Origin of the sequence: Rhizobium sp. BK275 (assembly GCF_014193555.1) — a bacterium.
Lineage (GTDB): Bacteria > Pseudomonadota > Alphaproteobacteria > Rhizobiales > Rhizobiaceae > Rhizobium.
In genome coordinates, this window is the sequence record NZ_JACHZL010000003.1 from 458152 (window position 1) to 476839 (window position 18688).

General features: G+C 57.6%; 14 protein-coding genes. 4 read left to right on the forward strand and 10 right to left on the reverse strand.

Going from position 1 to position 18688, the window contains the following annotated elements; translation table 11 throughout:
- Nucleotides 1–45: 45 nt before the first annotated feature.
- Nucleotides 46–684: an SDR family oxidoreductase gene (locus FHT82_RS12170; protein WP_183730351.1), complete on the reverse strand. Its 639-nt coding sequence runs from the start codon at nt 682–684 to the stop codon at nt 46–48.
- A gap of 116 nt (nt 685–800) precedes the next feature.
- Here FHT82_RS12170 and FHT82_RS12175 point away from each other — a divergent pair, with 116 nt between their 5' ends.
- Together FHT82_RS12175 and FHT82_RS12180 are read left to right on the forward strand one after the other, a co-directional pair.
- The gene (locus FHT82_RS12175; RefSeq protein WP_183730354.1) at nt 801–1712 is read left to right on the forward strand and encodes a LysR family transcriptional regulator; all 912 of its coding nucleotides are present in this window, start codon (nt 801–803) and stop codon (nt 1710–1712) included.
- A gap of 162 nt (nt 1713–1874) precedes the next feature.
- Nucleotides 1875–3824: an MbcA/ParS/Xre antitoxin family protein gene (locus FHT82_RS12180; protein ID WP_183730357.1), complete on the forward strand. Its 1950-nt coding sequence runs from the start codon at nt 1875–1877 to the stop codon at nt 3822–3824.
- A gap of 57 nt (nt 3825–3881) precedes the next feature.
- Here the strand turns inward: FHT82_RS12180 and FHT82_RS12185 are convergent, their stop codons facing one another.
- The 8 genes from FHT82_RS12185 to FHT82_RS12220 form a co-directional block, all read right to left on the reverse strand.
- Nucleotides 3882–5063 carry a hypothetical protein gene (locus FHT82_RS12185; protein WP_183730360.1) on the reverse strand — a complete coding sequence of 394 codons (1182 nt, stop codon included), beginning with the start codon at nt 5061–5063 and terminating at the stop codon, nt 3882–3884.
- A 1-nt stretch (nt 5064) separates the two neighbouring features.
- The gene (locus FHT82_RS12190) at nt 5065–6066 is read right to left on the reverse strand and encodes a nucleoid-associated protein (RefSeq protein WP_183730363.1); all 1002 of its coding nucleotides are present in this window, start codon (nt 6064–6066) and stop codon (nt 5065–5067) included.
- A gap of 90 nt (nt 6067–6156) precedes the next feature.
- On the reverse strand, nt 6157–8283 hold the full coding sequence (locus FHT82_RS12195) for a TniQ family protein (protein WP_183730366.1): 2127 nt from the start codon (nt 8281–8283) through the stop codon (nt 6157–6159).
- Nucleotides 8283–9245, reverse strand: coding sequence for an ATP-binding protein (locus tag FHT82_RS12200; RefSeq protein ID WP_183730369.1), 963 nt, complete (start codon nt 9243–9245; stop codon nt 8283–8285). Before FHT82_RS12200 ends, FHT82_RS12195 begins: the two co-directional genes overlap by 1 nt.
- Nucleotides 9242–11629 carry a DDE-type integrase/transposase/recombinase gene (locus FHT82_RS12205; protein ID WP_183730372.1) on the reverse strand — a complete coding sequence of 796 codons (2388 nt, stop codon included), beginning with the start codon at nt 11627–11629 and terminating at the stop codon, nt 9242–9244. The genes FHT82_RS12200 and FHT82_RS12205 overlap by 4 nt, the downstream gene beginning before the upstream one ends.
- A gap of 19 nt (nt 11630–11648) precedes the next feature.
- Nucleotides 11649–12401: a hypothetical protein gene (locus FHT82_RS12210; protein WP_183730375.1), complete on the reverse strand. Its 753-nt coding sequence runs from the start codon at nt 12399–12401 to the stop codon at nt 11649–11651.
- Between the two features lie 1790 nt (nt 12402–14191).
- Nucleotides 14192–15475: an O-acetylhomoserine aminocarboxypropyltransferase gene (locus tag FHT82_RS12215; RefSeq protein WP_183730378.1), complete on the reverse strand. Its 1284-nt coding sequence runs from the start codon at nt 15473–15475 to the stop codon at nt 14192–14194.
- A 147-nt stretch (nt 15476–15622) separates the two neighbouring features.
- The gene (locus FHT82_RS12220; protein WP_183730381.1) at nt 15623–16051 is read right to left on the reverse strand and encodes a CoA-binding protein; all 429 of its coding nucleotides are present in this window, start codon (nt 16049–16051) and stop codon (nt 15623–15625) included.
- A 120-nt stretch (nt 16052–16171) separates the two neighbouring features.
- On the opposite strand from FHT82_RS12220, the gene FHT82_RS12225 reads away from it, so the two are divergent.
- Together FHT82_RS12225 and FHT82_RS12230 are read left to right on the forward strand one after the other, a co-directional pair.
- On the forward strand, nt 16172–16495 hold the full coding sequence (locus FHT82_RS12225) for a hypothetical protein (RefSeq protein ID WP_183730384.1): 324 nt from the start codon (nt 16172–16174) through the stop codon (nt 16493–16495).
- A 479-nt stretch (nt 16496–16974) separates the two neighbouring features.
- Entirely contained in the window at nt 16975–17811 is an 837-nt protein-coding gene (locus FHT82_RS12230; protein WP_183730386.1) for an EamA family transporter, read from the forward strand.
- Here FHT82_RS12230 and FHT82_RS12235 read toward each other — a convergent pair whose 3' ends face one another.
- The gene (locus FHT82_RS12235; RefSeq protein ID WP_183730389.1) at nt 17812–18645 is read right to left on the reverse strand and encodes an enoyl-CoA hydratase; all 834 of its coding nucleotides are present in this window, start codon (nt 18643–18645) and stop codon (nt 17812–17814) included.
- Nucleotides 18646–18688 lie beyond the last annotated feature (43 nt).

Consider the following 18688-nt stretch of genomic DNA (forward strand, 5'->3'; position numbering starts at 1 on the left):
AATTTGTGTTGCGTGGTCTGTGACGGTGCGACACCCGTTACGAAGTCAAAGAAACGCTGGACGGTCGCCGTCGGTATTGGGCTTGTTGACGCCAAGGTTGCGACGGCCATCAAAGTCCCCCCGAACCCCGATGAGTTCCACGATCAAGGCTGCAACGCTCTTGCGCGACACCTCGGTCCCCTTGAACGGCTCGTCGCTTCTCGTGGTTTCGTAGTCCACCTCGTCGTCATCGGTGAGCCAGGCGGGCCTCAGGATGGCATAGTCCAGTCCGGAAGCCTCTATGAGGTCCGCGGCCCGACGGTACGGCGGGAGGTAAGAGCCGATCTCGTTGCGGTTCCATTCTCCGAACTTGCCTGGAACTTCGTCGTAGATTCCGAGCGAGGTGACGAAGATCAGCTTCAGGACACCAACGTCTTTCATGGCCGCAACAATGGCTGCAGCTTGCACGTCAACGTCGCCAGCCAAGTTGGCATAGACGATGTCCTGATTGACCAGGGCCTCTCTCAGCTTTGCTGCGTCAACGACGTCGGCCTCGATCGTTCGTGCATTCGTCGGTGCTGGACCATCTAGTTTGCTGGCATTGCGCAGAAAGAGCGTCATCGCAACATCGTCGCGGTCGGCCAGCATTTTGATCGCCTGGCGGGCGATTTGACCGCCTGCTCCGAGAACCAATATCCTCTTCATTCTTTCTCTCCTGACACCGAGCCTTTGTGTATGGTCAGAAGATAAAGCCGTGGACGATTGTGAAAAACCGGGGCAAACTTCAATCAGTTTGAAGTCAGCCTTCACAATTGGACGCCATGGATCGAAATCTCTTACCAGCAATTGCCGCTTTCGCGGAAGTCGCGCGCGAAGGTAGTTTCACTCGTGCGGCATCGAAGCTCGCGGTCTCGCCGTCGGCGTTGTCACAGACGTTGCGCGTTCTGGAGGAAAGGCTCTCGGTTAGGCTACTGAACAGGTCGACGCGGTCCGTGTCCGTAACCGAAGAAGGACGAAAACTGCTGGCGGATATCAATCCCGGATTGGCGATGATCGAGCATGCGGTCGCCTTAGTCCAGGATGCAAAGGACCGTCCTGCAGGCGAAATTCGCATCAATAGCTCGCGGCTGGCCGCCAGCCATTTTCTGGAGCCACATCTAGGAGAATTCGCGCGCCGCTACCCGCTGGTGAAGCTTGAGATTGTCGTCGATGATGGGTTCGGAGACATCGTCCGAGAGGGATGCGATGGAGGAGTTCGCCTGCGCGAAAGCGTGGTGGACAGCATGATTGCCGTGCCTATTAGCCCTCCGATTAGGATGGCAGTCGTAGCCTCCCCGGCTTACCTCGCCACCTACCCTCCCCCAGAGACGCCATTTGACCTCGAACGTCACAATTGCCTCGGTCTTCGTCATGGCAATAGCAATATTGTGTCGGCCTGGGAGTTTACCGATCCAAGCGATGGGCGGGAGTTCACATTTGAGCCGACAGGTTCGTTCGTGACCAACGGTGACGACATCATGCTGAGCGCCGCGATCCAAGGCGTCGGACTTATCATGCACATGGATTTCGCCGTCCGTGATCATGTTGCCCGCGGCACTTTGGTCAGGGTGTTGGAGACATGGTGTCAGCCGTTCGACGGCTTCGACCTCTATCTACCTACGCGTGACCAAATGGCTGCCAAGATCAGGGCACTTATCGACTTTCTGGTCGAAAAGAGACGACACACAAATTGACACATCATGGAGTCTGGGGCTTCGGACTCCCTATCTCACGCGATATGCATCGCTAATCGCGGAAACGGTGTTGCCTGTCGTCGATCGTCATGGCCATAGAAAGCTTCCGGAAACCGTCAGCCCGGGCTAGCCTCTCGCGCACCGCAGCGATTCAAGGCCCACATGGCAACAAAAGCCACCATTGCCGACCTGTTTCCAGACGACGAGGGCATGATCCTCGTCGCCAAATACGTGAGCGACGGATCGCCACGCCGTATCACCGAGGTCGCCAACGGTGGGAATTGCGGATGCGTCTGCTTCGGGTGCGACAGGCGGTTGATCGCCAGAAACGGCGGCGATCCCACCGTCCGAGCGTATTCCTTCGCTCACCGCCCGGAGGACAACGTCGTAGACTGCGTGTCCTCCGGTGAAACGGCCCTCCATATCCGCGCGAAGGAAATCATCGCCAAGCATTGCAGAATAACACTGCCAACCACATCCACACCGGGCCTAGATGGCAAACCAATCGAGGTCTCTCCGGAGCGCTCCATCCAACTCACGGACGTTCACCTGGAGACGGCGGCGGGAGAAGTCATCCCGGACGTCATCGCCACCATGCCCGACGGACGGCGACTGTTCATCGAAATCGCGAACACCCATCCGTGCCCTCCCGAAAAAATCGAGAAGCTGGATGCCATGGGCGTGGAAGTTCTGGAGATCACCGTTTCGAGCTACCAAAGTCATCCGCTCGACGAACTCGACGACATTATTCTGGATATCGCCCCGCGCAAGCTGATCCACAGCGCGGAGGTGAAGGCGATGGCGGCGAAAATTGCCGAGGAGAGACAGCGGCAAGAGAGTGAGAAGATCGCGGAAGCGAAGCGTTTGGTGGCCGTCTATCGCGACCCTGAAATCTGGAACCACAAAAAAGCGCAGAAGCTCGTCGACGACCTGGTCCAGCTCGATCTCTCGGAGTTCCTTGACCTGGACGACGACCGGCCTTCGGCGTTTGTCGTCTACCGCCGTCAGTGGCAGGCAGCCATCTTCGACCGGCTGTCCAAGACGAAATCGGCCCTCGGAGCGATGGACTTCATCTCGAGTTTCTCAAAAGGCGACTGGCCGAAGAAGGACATCGCTTACACGAAATCTGACTATTCACGTTGGATCGCCGCGAACGTCGACGAAGACTTCAAGTCACCCTACGAAGAAGTCTTTGCGTACCTCAGGCGTCTACGCCGAGCAGGGGCCGTGTATGAAGTTCCTGTCAAACGGTTTGTCATGGGGCATGATATCCAAGCGGTGATCGACACCGCGATCCAGAAGCGCACGTTGCCCGAGCGCCAGAGCAAGCAACTGCGCGTCGCCTTCCACGGTGTTGGTTCTCTCATGCTTCCCGAGGACGGCGGTCTTCCCGACTACGATGTGTGGCTCCAAAGCCGGGCGGAATACTTCGACCTTTCAGTAGAGGAACTCCTCGCAGACGAGGATGGAGACTACGAAGAATTGCTGGATCAGGTCATCGCGGTCAGGACGATGATCGAGGACATGCAGCGTCTCAAGGACGTCGATCCGCCCGACGAGATGGCCGGCTTGCCGATGGGCCGCCTGATCAACCGCCTCGGGCTTGCCCGCTTGGAAGCCGAGGAGCGCGCGGAAGCCGAACTGGCAGCCCGTCGCGAGCGCGAAGTGATCGAAAGAGCCGCCCGCTTGGAGCAAGAGGCGGCTGACCGGGTCCAGAAGGCCGAGGAGGCCGCATTATTCGACGTGGACGACGTCGCCGTATTTATGAAGACACCACTCCCTGAGCATGGAGGCAAGACACCCGGAGAGTTGGCGGCAGAAAGCTCAGATGGCCTGAAACAGGTTCAGGCCATCCTCTGGAGAATTCGGGACGACAAGGTGACGGCAGAACGGGCCGAACGCGCCCGTAGGGCCATGGTCGACAAACTCTGTGACCGGGTCTACAGCCGCAACTTGCGCCGGGACGTCGCCGACCTCTGGCTGACAGCGCAGTGCAAGGAACTCGGCTGGATCAAGCCCGTGGACTACTGCAGGGACGAGAAAACGTTGGCTCGGTGTCTTGAGGTCCTGGAGGAGTTCGCAGCAAACGAGCGGAAGCGTCGGCGGCGTTGACATACAGCGATTGGACCAACGTCAGTGGCCCGCTCTTCCATGCGCTTCCCCAGCCTGTCAAAGGCAAGACCAAACCTGGACCGTCGTAAGTCGATTAAAGATATACCATGTTAGGATCACACCCGCCCAGCACGCGATCATGATTGCTCTGAGGAGCCATCTGTGCGCGCAGATGCGCGTGCCAAGTTTTCCATAGAGCGGCAAGAATTGGGCGGCAATGCTGGCGTAGTCCCTGCCAAGCTTCTCCTTTTGCCGTCCGAGGTCATCCTCAATGGTGTTCAACGTCAATAGCTGATTGTAGACGGCCACGGAAAGAAGCAGGACAAAAAGGGTCGCGCCGATTGAAATCGCCAGATTTGCCCAGAACTCGACGCCACATGCAGTCGCAGCCTTAAACTGGGTCGCGACGATAACCGTTGCGACGGGAACGCCCATTACCTGATTCTGGATATCGTGGAAGGTTTTGTGGATTTTGTTCGTGTAATCGTTGATCGCTTCTTCGGTCTTGGTCTTTATCTTCTCGTATGAGAACTCGGAGGCAAACAGCTTGTACCCATCCTGGGTTTTCGAAACGAGCTCCCTCAGATGTGTCAGCAGAAACCTGAAGCGCTCGTTTTCTGGCTGATGACGACACAGTTCGATGACATTCGAGGCGAGGATGGCAGCCTTCTGGTCCTTGTGGATTTTCTCGAAAACGAAGTCCTCGAGTTCATCGACGACCGCCTCCGTGATCCCAACGAGATCGGCGGTTTTGTAGAGTATCGGAACACGCAGGCGGCCAGGACCGAGAAAGGTAGCTTCCGCCTGATGCGGATCGACGAAAGCTGCCGCCTCGGAAAGCGATTTCACCAATCTGAGAGCAGTGCGATAGCGAGCAACTGAAGCCGGAATCGTTGCGTCGTTGTACGCGAACCGTTCGCTGATCACGTAGAAGCGCGCGGGCGCGGCTATGCGGTGACCAGGAGCGGCGATGACGCCGTCCATGTCCTTCGCCAACAATCCTAGTCCCAGTCTTGGCGTCGAGATGTCGGCATCTATACTGTCACCGACCTGCAGGTTCTGGGTGTCGCCGTCGATGCGGATGGCGGAGTCCTCAAATGCCGACTCGTCGCTGTCTATGAATTTCAATGTCGCGAGCATCGAAGAATCGGCGACACTAATGCGCCCGTTGTCCGCACCGGGGGCGAAGGCAGTATTCCTGTAGATCGGAATCAGCTGATCGAACGTGACCTTCGGCATCTCATTCCCGTTCGCGATCGAGTTCCTCAATTAAGTCGGCTGGCAGTTCGTTGAACGTGATGGTTTTCTTGTCGTGGTCGTAGACAATCTTTCCCTCGGCCAGGGCGCTGCGCTCGAACTCCACGGACCATTGTGGCGTCTTTGCTTTGAACCTGACAAGGGCTCGCAGGGATCGTCTGTTCGGGACGAAGCCGTCTCCGAGCGCGAGGTCCTGTCCCAAGGCCTTAGCGAGGTCACCAGGGTTGTCCGGGAAAAGCTCGTTTGAGAACGAATCGAAGTCGAGCGGGACGCCTTCACGTACGTGGCGCTCGCATATTTCGAAGGCTTTGCGAAGGAATACTTGCTTGTCCTTCACGATCCCTTTGGCGGGATCGGCGAAGTCTTCCAGGATTCGGATCAGCTTTTTGGTGTCTTCAGTGTCCTGGACGGCGGTCGTGCAGCCGAGGAACTCTTTGAAGTATTCGGCGACGTCGCCCTTTCCTTTCAGGAAGCCAACATAGCGGTCCGCCTTCTCCAACCACGCGCTTATGTTCACGCGGCCGGCAAATCTGAAGCCGTCCAGGTCAAGATGCTCGATATCCGCGAGATCAAGGTCTTTCGTAAGGGCAGCGCCAAGCTTGTTGTTGATGATCGCAACCATCAGGTAGACTTGGCTATCCTTCTCGATGTGCGCAAAGAGGACATGGCCCCCGGTAGCGCCGGCCTTCTGCTTCGCCTGGACGGCAAGCGTCGTCATGAGCTTCTTCGTCAACTCGGCGAAGTCTGCATATCCGCCTTCGTGAAAATCGCTTATGAACGTCTGTGCGGGATAGTCGGTGGCGTTTTCCGAGAACTTTCCGTGGGCCTTGGCGGCCCTGCTGGCATAAAGCGAATGAAGCTCGGTCACGACCCGTTCGACCGTCTTCGATACTTTGAGTTGCGCTTTTCCGAGTATCGTCTCGAAGTCGCTCGTGCCCTTTCGCCGCAAGTCGTGAACGGCAACCTGAACAACGACATCGACCATCGAATCCCCCTCGAATTACAGACCCGACGCTGTTTGAGCACATCCCGATGAGAATTCAAGGAAAACGTGTGGAAGGCAGTCAAACGGTCGCTAGAGTTGGTCGGCGTCTGGGGCCTTTTTCAAGCGTCGTTGCTGAAGTCTGGCGGCGTTGATCGAAATCCGCAGCCTTTTGACGAAACTCTCCACCTGCGTTGCCTTCTCGGCGCTGAGCAAATCGATCGAGACGGCCTCCCGGGCGGCTTTCGAAGGCACCAATTCTCCTGTCAGTACCCCTTGAGCGGCATCATATCTCAGATAAAGCGAAAACACCGTATTCTGCCAAATTCTTTGACCTCCAGCTGGAAGGTTCTCCGGCAGATGAAGGTGTCGGCAGGCGACTTCGAGCTTTCCGACGAGGTCTTTCCAAAACGATGTGAATACCTCGTCATGAATGACCGATGGATCAGGCGCGCCTCCAAGAGCCTCCTGGACGTCCGAACGACGAACAACGCATTCAGCTCTCTGCTTGCCGCCCTTCTTTGGCCACGCCAAGGGCTGAACACCGTGTTCCATCAGGGCAGAATGAAAGGCGGAGGGTTCGGCTTCGAGACCGTGCGCAAAATCGGCCACCTTCGCATATTCAGACGCAAATCTCCTGACGTGAGATCGATGCAACACTTTCGTAGCACCATTTCTGCCCACGGGGCCAAGATAGCCAGCCTCTGCAAGGCTCCTCACGGTAAATCCTGACAGGTTCAGGATTGCTTGCGCTTGGGCGAGCGTGACCGAAGACGATTTGACGCTTGTTGAACCATGCCATTCTTCAAGGGGTACCGCGATGCGGAGGCTATTGAATCCCACGCGATCTGCGATCCTTTCGGCGATTGCGATTGCGCCTTCGAGGATGCCGACCGCGATCTGGCCGCGGCTGAGACCGTATCGTTTACGATAGGCATTGATCGTAACGCCGGCTCCTTGGTCCTTCGTTGGCAGGGAATCGACCCGGGAGGTGATTTTTTCGATGCGTCGTGGATCAAACCTTGCGCCAGGCCTGTTGCCGACCTCGGTTCCTTTGAAGACCTTGAGATAGCCGCAATGGGTCAGGTGTCTGAGAGCATCTTGATGGACTCCTAGTTTAGCAGCTGCCTGCGTTGGCGTTAGCAGTTCGGCGGCGAACTGCGAAATCGCAGCTTCGTCTCGCAGATCGATCTGTATACGGAACCGGGTGGGATCGCGGAGTGTCAATTCGTCAGCAATGATCTGAACTCCACGGGCCGACATGCCAAGCCTGTTCGCCATCCCTTGGAATGAGATTTCCTGTCCGGTCAGGTGGTAGTTTCGAACCGGTCCGTCGTGCCGTCTGATGTCGAGGCCCCTCGCATCCGAAAGCGTCCGCCTCACAACGGCGCGGAGATTGGTGTCGTCGATCATCCAGAGGCTGGAGACGATCCATCCGAAAACCGACCGCAACGAGCCATTGCAGTCGATATGTCGAGGATATGCCGACAGCCAATCCAGAATAGAAGACGCGAACGAGGCCACCCCCATGGCGACAGCCTGGTAGCCGATGTCGATCCTTTCTTCTCCTTCCGGAACTTCGTGATGCCGCTGGTTTGTCAGGAACTTGCCGACCAGTTTGCAGAGGTCGACGGCAGCTCCCAACGTAGCGGCGTCGAGGATCACATTGGGCGCACGGGGAAGAAATCCAAGCCGTCCGAGTACATATCCTCCTAACCCAGACGGCCGTACTGGCGCAACGTAGTATCCGAGAGGCTCGCCGGATCGGGCGTTGGCAAAGTCCGTCCACGTCCACGACGCCGACCTTCCATCGGGTTCCACGGAAACGAACTCGATGTCATGAACAGGGCATCTGTTGAGGAAGGTGAATTCCCACCAGACCCGGTGGTGCGGGCTTTGATGGAGGCATCCAGGACACCAGCGCCTCGGATGCCGACTGATGTGCGAGTGCCGGACGCTATTGCCTGCCAAAACGATTGCATCCTCACCCTTAATAGGCGTCGCGTGCTTGAGCCTATCCACCCATTCCGCGGGTAGAGGATGTTTGAGCAGCAGTTCCAGAGACGCCTTCGGATTTACGTAGTCGCTGTCAATCTGGTTCCAGACATTGAAGGTCACGACGGTGTTGAGGCCGTGCGCGCCAACCAGTCGGCGAGCGTAACCGTGCGCGGGTTCGTCGATTTCGGGGGCGAAGTCCCAACGGGAAAACGGTAACACCATCAGTTTTCCCCGTCTTCGAACTGAGAGAACGGGACTCGATCCTTTCCGTAGGGGTTCCGGTCCGCACATGCGATACGGAGGTGACGTGCCTGGATGCAGGGGCTGCCCTCATTGATCGCCATGCAGCCTGCGGGCACGATGAAATTCATCATGCGCCCCCGTGAGCCTCCCGACGCCTGGAGGAAGTCATCGACGTACTCCTTGCGATGCAACAGCGAGGGAACTGCGAAGGGAAGCAAGGCCTCCACTTCGTACAGGAAGGTCCGAGCAGCCTCCCTGCCATCTGGGGTCTTCGGATCGAAACTCGTAAGGCGAATGGGAGCCGGGAAGTCGCCTCGGTTTCGAAGATGATCGTTCGATCTGATCGCGAACTCGACGCCCTCGGTCCCAATCAAAAGGATGTTGCACTGTCTCTGGTTCGCGACGTGATGGATGAGAGAACGGTTTGTCGCCGCTTTCGCGGGGGTCGTCTCGAACAGAAACTGGGAGTCGTCGACGATGAGAAGCTGGCCGTGTACTTGGGTCAGACGACGTGTCACCGTTGTATTCATGGATGCGAGAGTAAGCCTCGGAACGGCAGAGGCTCCCGTCTCAAGGAAGATTTGCTTTGAGAACTCGATCCGATCCCAGTCCTCGCGTGCTTCGACGTAAATGACCGGACAGGAATAGCCGTGGTCCCCAAGCACGTGTGGGTGTTGGGAAGCATAGTACTGTGCCATCCACGATTTCCCGGTCCGGGATTCGCCGATGATTCCGCCGATCCATCCGCTGGCGTGCCTTCCTCCGTCGACCGGCCGGTGGAACCGATTTGCGATGAAGTCCATGACCTGGTCGAACTGCTCGTCCATCACGAGCAGATTCGTGACCATTTCCTGGCGGGTGGCGTTGGGGAGGCTCGCGGCCCTTCTCCGCTCGTCGTCCGTCTCGAAGGGCTTCGTGTGAAATTTGGGAAACTCCCTCATTTCTTCCTCCTCTCGGCGCGCCGACGCTTGATGATTTCCTCGATATCGTCAGGGTCCTCGTACCCAGCCAACGCCCCGGTCTCGACAGGCTTCCCGGCGCGGACCGTCGGTTTTTCCGGCTTGGTGTGATGTGGTTTCATGTTGATCAGAGGATCGCCCGGCTCCAACCTGCCCTCCTCGTTGCGCACATGAACCGCGGCTGGGGTATCGCGCACGTCATAGTCTCGCGCGGCCTGTGATTTCCGGCGAACGCCGCGTGGTGTTGTCGGGTTGGCGTAGTCGATGCGCTTTGCGCTTTCGCTTGTGCTCGTGACCGCCTCCACGATTCTGCTTCGTCTCACTTTGGTCGCCACGCCGCGGAAGAACGCCGCCAGTTTGTCGGCCGTCTTCTGGGTTTTCCGCTGCTCGTACAGGTCCTTCAGGTCTTGACCATGGGCCGCCAGCGCGGTTTCCAGGTCCTTGACGTTGGAAAGCGGACGACGGGAGTGCTTGTTGTGGTGTCCGACTGCTTTCCGGTGCTGGAATAGGCGCAAGCCGCTGGCATAGCTCTTGTAGGTTTCCGCCGCGGGCACGTAGATGGCCGTCCCGGTTTCCGGAACGTCGACCCAAATACCTCCGAGGTCGGAGGGGTCTCGGGTGCAACGGTACAATGTCGTGGGCTTCCGGGACTTCCTCGCTTTGGCTTTGGAAGGAGCAGTGCTGGTTGGGGAGGTCGCGAGGACGACAAGTTTCGGATCGCTGTAGACGATATGGTCCCATACGATGCAGCCGTTCTCGATTGCCGCATGGTGAACGTGGCCCGATGCCCGAGCGAACACCTGGGGGTCGATTGGTCTACGCTGCCCCGCCTGACCGATGGTTTCAAACCACCGTTCTGCCGGAACACCCTTAAATGTGCGCAGGAAACCGAGTCCTCGATGGCTGGAATAGTTGTACTCGCAGACCCAGGCCGTCATGTGCCGTTCCAGCTCACCCAGCGTAATCTGCGGAAGTCCCAGTTCCTTTTCGTCGTCGAACTCCTTCTTTCGCGTCGGGTTCGAATGCGTGGTTCCGGGAAGATTGTGAATAAGCGAGTCGTTGAGAGTGCGGATGGTTCGTTCAAGCCCGCCCTTTGAATTGGGTTCCCCCGGGCGGAGCTCCTGAAGGATAATTCCCAGTTCGTCGCATAAGTTATGCATGTCCTCACCGACGAGATGAGGGTCGGCATCGACAACAATCACGGAGGGCTTACCGTAGAATGGCGAGGAAAGCCCAGGATATGCTGACATGTCTTTCGGATAGATGGCCTGTTTTAAGCCGTGAACAAAGGCTTCGAAACTCGGTTTGCCAAAGAAGATCGCGTGTCCGGTGATTGCCGCGCTCATTCTGTCCCGGAACAGGATGACGCTCGGACGCCCGTAAATGAACGCGTACTTGTCATCGAAGACGTTGCAGTCGAGCGTTGTGTAATCCACCTCGACGACGTCGAGAGCAGCTTTCGGAACCGCCTGGGGAATGCGAATGTCGTGGATGCGCATTGCGGCTTCGGGACCATGTCTGAGTAGCATTCGCGTGAAATGGTCGACGCCGTAGAACCGCCTTTCGATAGTCGCCTGCGAGGGGGCGACGATGTTGTTCTCGCTGTCGCATGCCTCTTCACGGACATCGCTGTTCTCGGGAAGGAACAGAAGGCGATCAAACCGCCGAGTTGCTGTGATTGCTGTTCCCTTTGGCATGCGCCACGCGTGTTCAACGGCTTGGCGCAGGACTTCTTCTAACCGCTGCGAAAACGCTTTGACGCAATTGCCGCGCGTCTTCCCCGGTGCCAAGGCGAGCAGTCTGTTGAAAGGCGCGTCGAGATAAGCCCTGATGGCAGGCCGGATTGTGCCGTAGGAGTAAGGTTTCTCGCCTAGCTTTTCGGCGTGCAAGGCGATCGCGCGACGGATGATGGCCCGTGGTGGCATCACCGTTCCCTTGCCCTGAAGTTTGAGGGCCGCCATCACGTAGCCTAGCTTGCGCTTCGCCACTGCCTCAGCGTCGGCATCGAGGGTCGAGACACTTTCAATCGTCTTCCCTGCCCTCTCGTACTCCTGGGGGATGAACCGACCTTGGCGCTCGAGCTGGGAAATCTGCCAATGTGAGAGGTGGGCCATCTGCTGGCTGGCGATGTTCTGAACCTGAAACAGACCGCCCAACCCGTCGTAGTTATTATACGAGATCACGACAAACGGGCCGCGCTTCGTCAGGTCGCGGTTGAAGATGTCGAACCGTGCGCCGGCAGCGAACCCGTATGCCTGTACGCTTTCACCATTCTCGGGGTCGGGGGGAATCTCGAGCTGTTTGATATCGATTGCAACCTGCGTGTTTTCGCGGAGCAGGAAGTCGTTATGTCGGTGGAATGACATTTATTGGTCCTTTTGCTGATCAGAACACGCGCTCGAGACGAGACGCGGGTGAGATTGGATTGCCGAGGTCCACGCTCAGGCGGCCCTCACATGCCAGTTGGAGGATGCAGGAGAAGGCGCGGGCTACATCGGTGAGTACCTGCCGTTCGATCACGCCGTCGCATTCGGCTTCCCAGATGAGATGCGGCAGGTCGGCTTGCTCAACAATTTCGGCAATGGTTGTCGGGAACGTCATACGATCGAGGACCCCGATCACTTTTCGGAGCGCCTCGGGATCGTCGCAGTCGCGATGCCTCCACAGGGTGCGGATGTTGGTCATCCTTGGTTCGACGTAGACATCCAACTCGGTGATGATCGAGTAGGCCGCACCAAGCTGATCAGCGTACGCTTGCCTTAGGTCGTCCGCCCGCCTGGTTCGGTAACGCTGTTCCGCCAAAATCGCTTCCGGCACGATGTCGCAGAACACGATGCTTCCGTCGCGGTGGAGAATACCGAGATCGGGAATGTGAGAGACCGTCGTGTCATCTCCCGACGGACCAGTACGCTGGTATTCGATCTCGATCGGATACGGTGAAATTTTCCGAACGTTCGGGTCGGTCTCCAGATGCATAAGGAAGTGAGCCATCAGCGGGTGCGCGGCTCTGATATTGCGTCCGCGAACCGACTTTTTCGTTGGCACATGGAGCGGGGTCGTACCTCCCTTCTTGCGGCTGGGGACCTCGTAGCGGGGCAACTGACCCGGTTCGAAACCGGGCGGGTAATCGGAAATCATTCGACGTTCCTTTCGGCATAGCTCCGCCGTCACCGCGCTCGGCGGTGTCACGGGGCGGAAGGGTTGATTGAGGTTACGTTCTGACGGGGTTCAGCAAGGCCATTAGCGACGCAACGGTGCTGGCTGGAACACCAAACGTTTCAAGGTGTCCAATCGGAACTGGACGCGGCGGCAGCTGGGGATTTAGACGGATCAACAAGATACACTTCTCCTGCCCGGAGCGCGCATAGCGGTCCGGTTCCAAAACGAACAATGGAATAGATCGGCTAAGGCGCTCAGCGCCCTATTCGGAATGCAGGTACGAAGGGAGGTCTCATTGGCGGCCCCGTAGCGAAGATGCAGATGCAGCGGACGTTCCATGCGTGGTCTAGCCCAGTCTCACGGGCGTTATATTCGGACCAGGCATATCCTCTGTTGCGGCATCGGCTTTCCCCTCGGAAGGCGGTTGGAATGGCCCAAGGAGCCATTCGAGCAGATGAACAAATAGGGAACACTGTGAAAATGTCAAGCGGTTTCCGGGAGTTGACACAAAAGTGCCAGCCTCCGCGCCCCGCAGGTTCGCGCCGGTACATTGTTAACCTCTCTGAATCATAATGCTTGCAGCTTCCCAACAATGCTGCTTGTCGCGAGCTTAGTTGGTTGTATTACCTCTCTGGTTGGGAAGCACGAGCCGGACCTGTGCTAGAGGTCCGGCTCCCTTCCCCTGGTGATATCTGCCTTCTCTGCAGCTAGTGTGCCGTTGAATTTCAGTGAGCGTCGTGGGGAGCCCTTAAAGAGTGCTTAAAGAAGATGCGGGGCGCGCTTTGTCCGCTCGCGACGATCTCCACCGCACCAAAGGTTGCCCTTCCCAATTGGCGTCTTCAATTCGCGAAAACCGACACAAGAAGACACGCTTCGCCGGCCTCTTCTGCCTTCAATATCGAGTTCCACAATTTTTGGGTGATCAGCTAAGGAATCGGCATGCCGATCTGGCAGCCAGATGAGGAACCCCGCCCGGGCGAAGTTTGTAGCCGAACCCCAGCCACGGTCTGGCTCGCCTCGACAGCAACGCAATACCCACGGATTTTCCGGGGATACGCCCTAATTGATGATTCCGAAATCAGGACTCTCAAGTCTTCGAATAGCGATAATCTGTGAACGTCATTCGGCCGTTGAGTACTTGGAAATGGCAAGAGGCAACGCGTTCGGGTATCAGCGTTGCCTATATTTCGACTGGGCGAGTTCCATATTTATTGGGGCCACGGAATGTGGGGCGTGGAGTCTCCTATTTCCATCCCGCCGCAGGCGAAATCGTACTCTCGCCACGCGAAAATGCAAACTGCTGTTTTCGGTGATTCTCCGAAGATCAAGATAGAAAAAGCAGCATCGAAAATATTTTCAGAAATGTCGATTTTGATGCGGTTTCCCTCGCCCGTCGGGCTTCAGACCGCCGTCCACGTGTCTATTTGGATACTTTTTGACCGGCACGATTTCTCGTCCCTTTGCGAGAAGCCGACCCAAAAAACGTCCCAACCGGATAATCGGCCAGCGTATTGGGTTCGAAGAGCGGTTAGCGAATTCCCAGGGAGAGACGTCCTTCTAACTGCCACAACGGCCAGGGACTTCGCTGGGCGGCCCAAAAGCGTGCAGATCGCAATGCGTCAAACGCTCGGACGAACATGTGAAATCCCCTGCCGAAAATTTCACATACAGGGGATTTCCGTTTGTTTTCCTTAGGTTACACCTACCATCGACGGTTGAAATGTGTCAGAGGTATGTGCGAAAAAATCAGACGTTTGTGATGAACAACATCAAATCTTCGACAACGACTGTTCGAGATCGGCGATGATGTCCTTCACATCCTCGATGCCGACCGAGAGGCGCACAACGTCCGGCCCGGCGCCGGCGGCGATCTTCTGCTCGTCGGTCAACTGCCGGTGCGTGGTGGAGGCCGGATGGATCACGAGGGAGCGCGTATCGCCGATATTGGCGAGATGCGAGAAAAGCTCCAAGCCCTCGACCAGCGCCTTGCCGGCCTCGTAACCGCCCCTGACGCCAAAGGTGAAGACGGAACCTGGGCCTTTCGGCGAGTAACGCTGCTGCAGAGCGTGGTTCGGGTCGTCCTCCAGACCGGCATAATTTACCCAGGCGATCTTCGAATGGGCCTTCAGCCATTTGGCGACATCAAGCGCGTTGTCGCAATGGCGCTGCATGCGCAGCGGCAGCGTCTCGATGCCGGTCAGGATCAGGAAAGCGTTGAAGGGCGAGATCGCCGGGCCAAGGTCGCGCAGGCCGAGCACGCGGCAGGCGATCGCGAAGGCGAAATTGCCGAAGGTCTGATGCAGGACGACGCCGTTATATTCCGGGCGCGGGCTTGACAGCATCGGGTAGTTGCCGGTCTTCGACCAGTCGAAAGTGCCGCCATCGACGATGATGCCGCCCATGGAGTTGCCATGACCGCCGAGGAATTTGGTCAGCGAGTGCACGACGATATCGGCGCCATGTTCGATCGGCCGGATGAGATAGGGTGTGGCCATTGTGTTGTCGACGATCAGCGGCAGATCGTGACGATGCGCTATTTCGGCGATGGCCGCAATATCGACGAAGGTGCCGCCGGGATTGGCAAGGCTTTCGATGAAGATCGCCCGCGTCTTGTCATCGATCTTGCTCTCGAAATCATCGGGATTATCTGGATCGGCCCAGCGTACCTGCCAGCCGAAATTCTCGAAGGCATGGCCGAACTGGTTGATCGAGCCGCCGTAGAGACGGCGGGCGGCGACGAAATTCTCGCCGGGGCGCATCAGCGTATGGAAGACGATCATCTGCGCCGCATGGCCGGAGGCAACGGCAAGAGCTGCCGTGCCGCCTTCAAGGGCCGCGACACGTTCCTCCAGAACCGCCTGTGTGGGGTTCATGATGCGGGTGTAGATATTGCCGAACTGCTGCAGGCCGAACAGTGCCGCGGCATGGTCGGAATCGTTGAAGACGAAGGCCGTCGTCTGGTAGATCGGTGTTATCCGCGCGCCGGTCGCCGGATCGGGCTGTGCACCCGCATGGATCGCCAGCGTGTTGAATCCCGGATCGTTTTTGGCCATGTCGTCCTCCCGTATTGTTGTTGACGGGCGCGATCATAACCACTCGAATGTGAAAGTTAACCGCGATCTTTTTCAACCGCGGCGCCTTCCGAGGAAAATCCGTTCTGCCCGACGGCGTCAGCCGAGAAGGCCTGGATACTCACAGCGTCAGCCGAAAAGACGCGGATATTCGATCGCCGGGCAGCGGTTCATCACGACTTTGATGCCACCGGCTTCGGCTTTGGCGGCGGCCGCGTTGTCGCTTACACCGAGCTGCGCCCATACGACCTGCGGGCGGGGCTCTAGCGCCAGCGCCTCATCCACCACCCCGTCAAGATATTCGGATGCGCGGAAGACATCGACCATGTCGACCGGCTCGGGAATGTCGGCAAGGCGGGCATAGACGGTCTGGCCGTGGATCTGCTTGCCCGCCTGCCCCGGATTGACGGGAATGACCCTGTAGCCGCGCGACAGGAGATAGCCCATGACACCATTGCTCGGCCGGGCCCGATTGGGCGAAGCCCCCGTCAGCGCGATGGTTTTCACGGATTTCAGAATGCCGGAGAGATAGTCGTCGGCATAGGCATCATGGTTCATATCTGGTGTCTCCAGTCTGGTGTCTTCAGGAGGCGGATTTGACAGTCGCTGATCATTGAAACCGGGCGGCCTGTTTCAACGTATATATAGGTGCCGGAAATATCAGGGAGAAATTGTGCCATGAAAAAGGTAATCCTTGCGCTCGCGCTCGTATTAGCTGCCTCGCCGACGCTTGCGATCTCACGCTACAATCCGCTTGCCATGAGCTGCCAGAGCGTGCGGGCGGCGATCCATAACGAAGGCGCCGTCATCTTTCGCTACACCTCGCCGCGCGGCCTTCCGCTCTACGACCGCTATGTCCGCAACAGCAACTACTGCGACGCGACCGATTATGCGGAATGGACGAGCATTCCCTCCAAGGACAATCCCAGATGCCGGGTGCTGAACTGCCAGAATATAGACAACCTGGACGGGACGTTCTTCATTCCACACTACAGCCTCTAATTCAGCATTTATTCGGAAATGTGAATATTATCGATCCTTTCGCATGCGCGAAAGGATTGATGTTCAATCCAAGGATACAAAAATCTCAAAAAAATCGCTTTCGGTTGTAAATTTACAATTATTTCAAAGTTATAGAATAATGTCTATATTTCAGCATCATAGGATTCTCGACATTCTCTTTCTCCACAAGAACTTCACCTTTCATGCATAATTTGATCATGATATGTTCACACGTTCATTAGAAACATCTCATAGTTGAATAAGGTGAGTATAATTGACGTATTTCGAGCGCACGCAGAAATTGCTACAACGGTGAGCAATTGTTCACCTAACCAATCCATGTTATTCAAATTCTGAACATGCGGAATACACCTTCAGATTAAATCGCGCAAATACAGGTTGCCGCCATAAGGCATGACCAAACGGAAAAGTTGTGATACTTTCCTATATTTTGTTGCACTGCTCCCGGACCAGCCACCTTGCCCCTCGACGTCGTTCTTCTCGTCCTTTTCGGTGCTCTTCTGCATGCAACATGGAATGCCATCATCAAAGCGGGTACCGACAAGTCGCTCGATGCGGCGCTGATCTCTGCAGGCGGCGCGGTCGCCTCGCTGCCTTTCCTGCTGCTGCTTCCCCTGCCGCAGCCGCAGGCCTGGCCTTTCATCGGCGCCTCCGCCATCCTGCAATTTGCCTATTTCCAACTGGTCGCCGCCGCCTACAGGGCGGGCGATATCGGCCTCGTCTATCCGCTGATGCGCGGGGCAGCGCCACTGCTCATCGTCGCTACCAGCGGCTTCATCCTGGGGGAGAACCTGACGGGTCGAGCGCTTGCCGGTACCATGACGATCTGCGCCGGCATCCTCACACTCGCCTTCGAAGCGCGCCACGGCAGCCGCCACGCGATCATGCTGGCCCTCGTCAACGCCTGCGTCATCGCAACCTATACCTATGTGGACGGTATCGGCGCCCGGCTTTCCGGCAATGCGGTTTCCTACACGCTGTGGATGTCGCTTCTGCCGCCGGTTCTGCTCCTTACCTGGGCGGTCTCCCAACGCGGTCTGGCGACTGTCGGCAAGCACGTCAGGCGCAACTGGTGGCGTGGGCTGATCGGCGGGGCGGGCTCGATCGCGTCCTACGGGCTGGCACTCTGGGCGATGACGAAGGCGCCAGTTGCGACCGTGGCGGCGCTACGCGAAACCGCCATCCTGTTTGCGCTTGCCATCTCGGTTCTGGTGCTGAAGGAAAAGGCCAGCGTCTGGCGCTATCTTGCCGGCATCATCATCGCGCTCGGCGGGCTGATCCTGAAGCTTGCCTGATCAATCGTCCTTCCACTCGGGCGTACGCTTGCCGAGGAAGGCCCCGATGCCTTCTTGCGCATCGCCGGTCAGCATGCTGTCGACCATAACGCTGGCGGCATAATCATAGGCTTCCTGAATGGGCATCTCCAATTGCCGGTAGAAGGCCTCCTTGCCGATCCTCAGCGCCTGCGGCGACTTCGAGGCGATGACGGAAGCGTATTTGCTGACGACCTGCGTGAGATATTGCTTCGGCACGATGCGGTTGACCAGACCGAAATCCTTGGCAGTCGAGGCATCGATCGTCTCGCCCGTCAAAAGCATTTCCATCGCCTGCTTGCGGTGGGCGGCGCGGGAGACGGCGACAGCCGGCGTCGCGCAGAAAAGGCCGATATTGACGCCCGGCGTGCAGAAGGTGGACGTATCCGTGCAGATCGCAAGATCGCAGCTTGCGACGAGCTGGCAGCCTGCCGCCGTCGCGAGCCCGTCGATCTCGGCGATGACGGGCTTCGGAAGGCGGCTGATCTCCAGCATCAGGTCGGCGGCCAGCGCGAAGGTTTCTTCGAAGAAGGCGATGCCATCATCCTCGTCGGCGCGGTGGGCCGTCAGTTCCTTGAGGTCGTGTCCGGCGGAAAAGACATTGCCGGTCGATGCGATGACGACGATGCGCACGTCCTCGTCGTCGGCCGCGCCCTGCAGCTCGCCCATCAGCGTTTCCATTGTCGATATCGACAGGGCATTGGCCGGCGGATTGTTGAGCGTCAGGCGCAATATGCCACCGGAAAGCTGACGGAGCACAAGGGCGCCTTCGCCCGAATTGCTGTTGTCCTTGCGGAAGGATACGATTTCGGCCATGGCATGTTCCTGTCGCTGTCTCTATCCCGTCCTTGTGCCACAA

Bases quoted from the DNA above. Each gene is read 5' to 3' on its own strand.
- FHT82_RS12170 (WP_183730351.1), bottom strand. From the start codon at position 684: ATGAAGAGGATATTGGTTCTCGGAGCAGGCGGTCAAATCGCCCGCCAG.
- FHT82_RS12175 (WP_183730354.1), top strand. From the start codon at position 801: ATGGATCGAAATCTCTTACCAGCAATTGCCGCTTTCGCGGAAGTCGCG.
- FHT82_RS12180 (WP_183730357.1), top strand. From the start codon at position 1,875: ATGGCAACAAAAGCCACCATTGCCGACCTGTTTCCAGACGACGAGGGC.
- FHT82_RS12185 (WP_183730360.1), bottom strand. From the start codon at position 5,063: ATGCCGAAGGTCACGTTCGATCAGCTGATTCCGATCTACAGGAATACT.
- FHT82_RS12190 (WP_183730363.1), bottom strand. From the start codon at position 6,066: ATGGTCGATGTCGTTGTTCAGGTTGCCGTTCACGACTTGCGGCGAAAG.
- FHT82_RS12195 (WP_183730366.1), bottom strand. From the start codon at position 8,283: ATGGTGTTACCGTTTTCCCGTTGGGACTTCGCCCCCGAAATCGACGAA.
- FHT82_RS12200 (WP_183730369.1), bottom strand. From the start codon at position 9,245: ATGAGGGAGTTTCCCAAATTTCACACGAAGCCCTTCGAGACGGACGAC.
- FHT82_RS12205 (WP_183730372.1), bottom strand. From the start codon at position 11,629: ATGTCATTCCACCGACATAACGACTTCCTGCTCCGCGAAAACACGCAG.
- FHT82_RS12210 (WP_183730375.1), bottom strand. From the start codon at position 12,401: ATGATTTCCGATTACCCGCCCGGTTTCGAACCGGGTCAGTTGCCCCGC.
- FHT82_RS12215 (WP_183730378.1), bottom strand. From the start codon at position 15,475: ATGGCCAAAAACGATCCGGGATTCAACACGCTGGCGATCCATGCGGGT.
- FHT82_RS12220 (WP_183730381.1), bottom strand. From the start codon at position 16,051: ATGAACCATGATGCCTATGCCGACGACTATCTCTCCGGCATTCTGAAA.
- FHT82_RS12225 (WP_183730384.1), top strand. From the start codon at position 16,172: ATGAAAAAGGTAATCCTTGCGCTCGCGCTCGTATTAGCTGCCTCGCCG.
- FHT82_RS12235 (WP_183730389.1), bottom strand. From the start codon at position 18,645: ATGGCCGAAATCGTATCCTTCCGCAAGGACAACAGCAATTCGGGCGAA.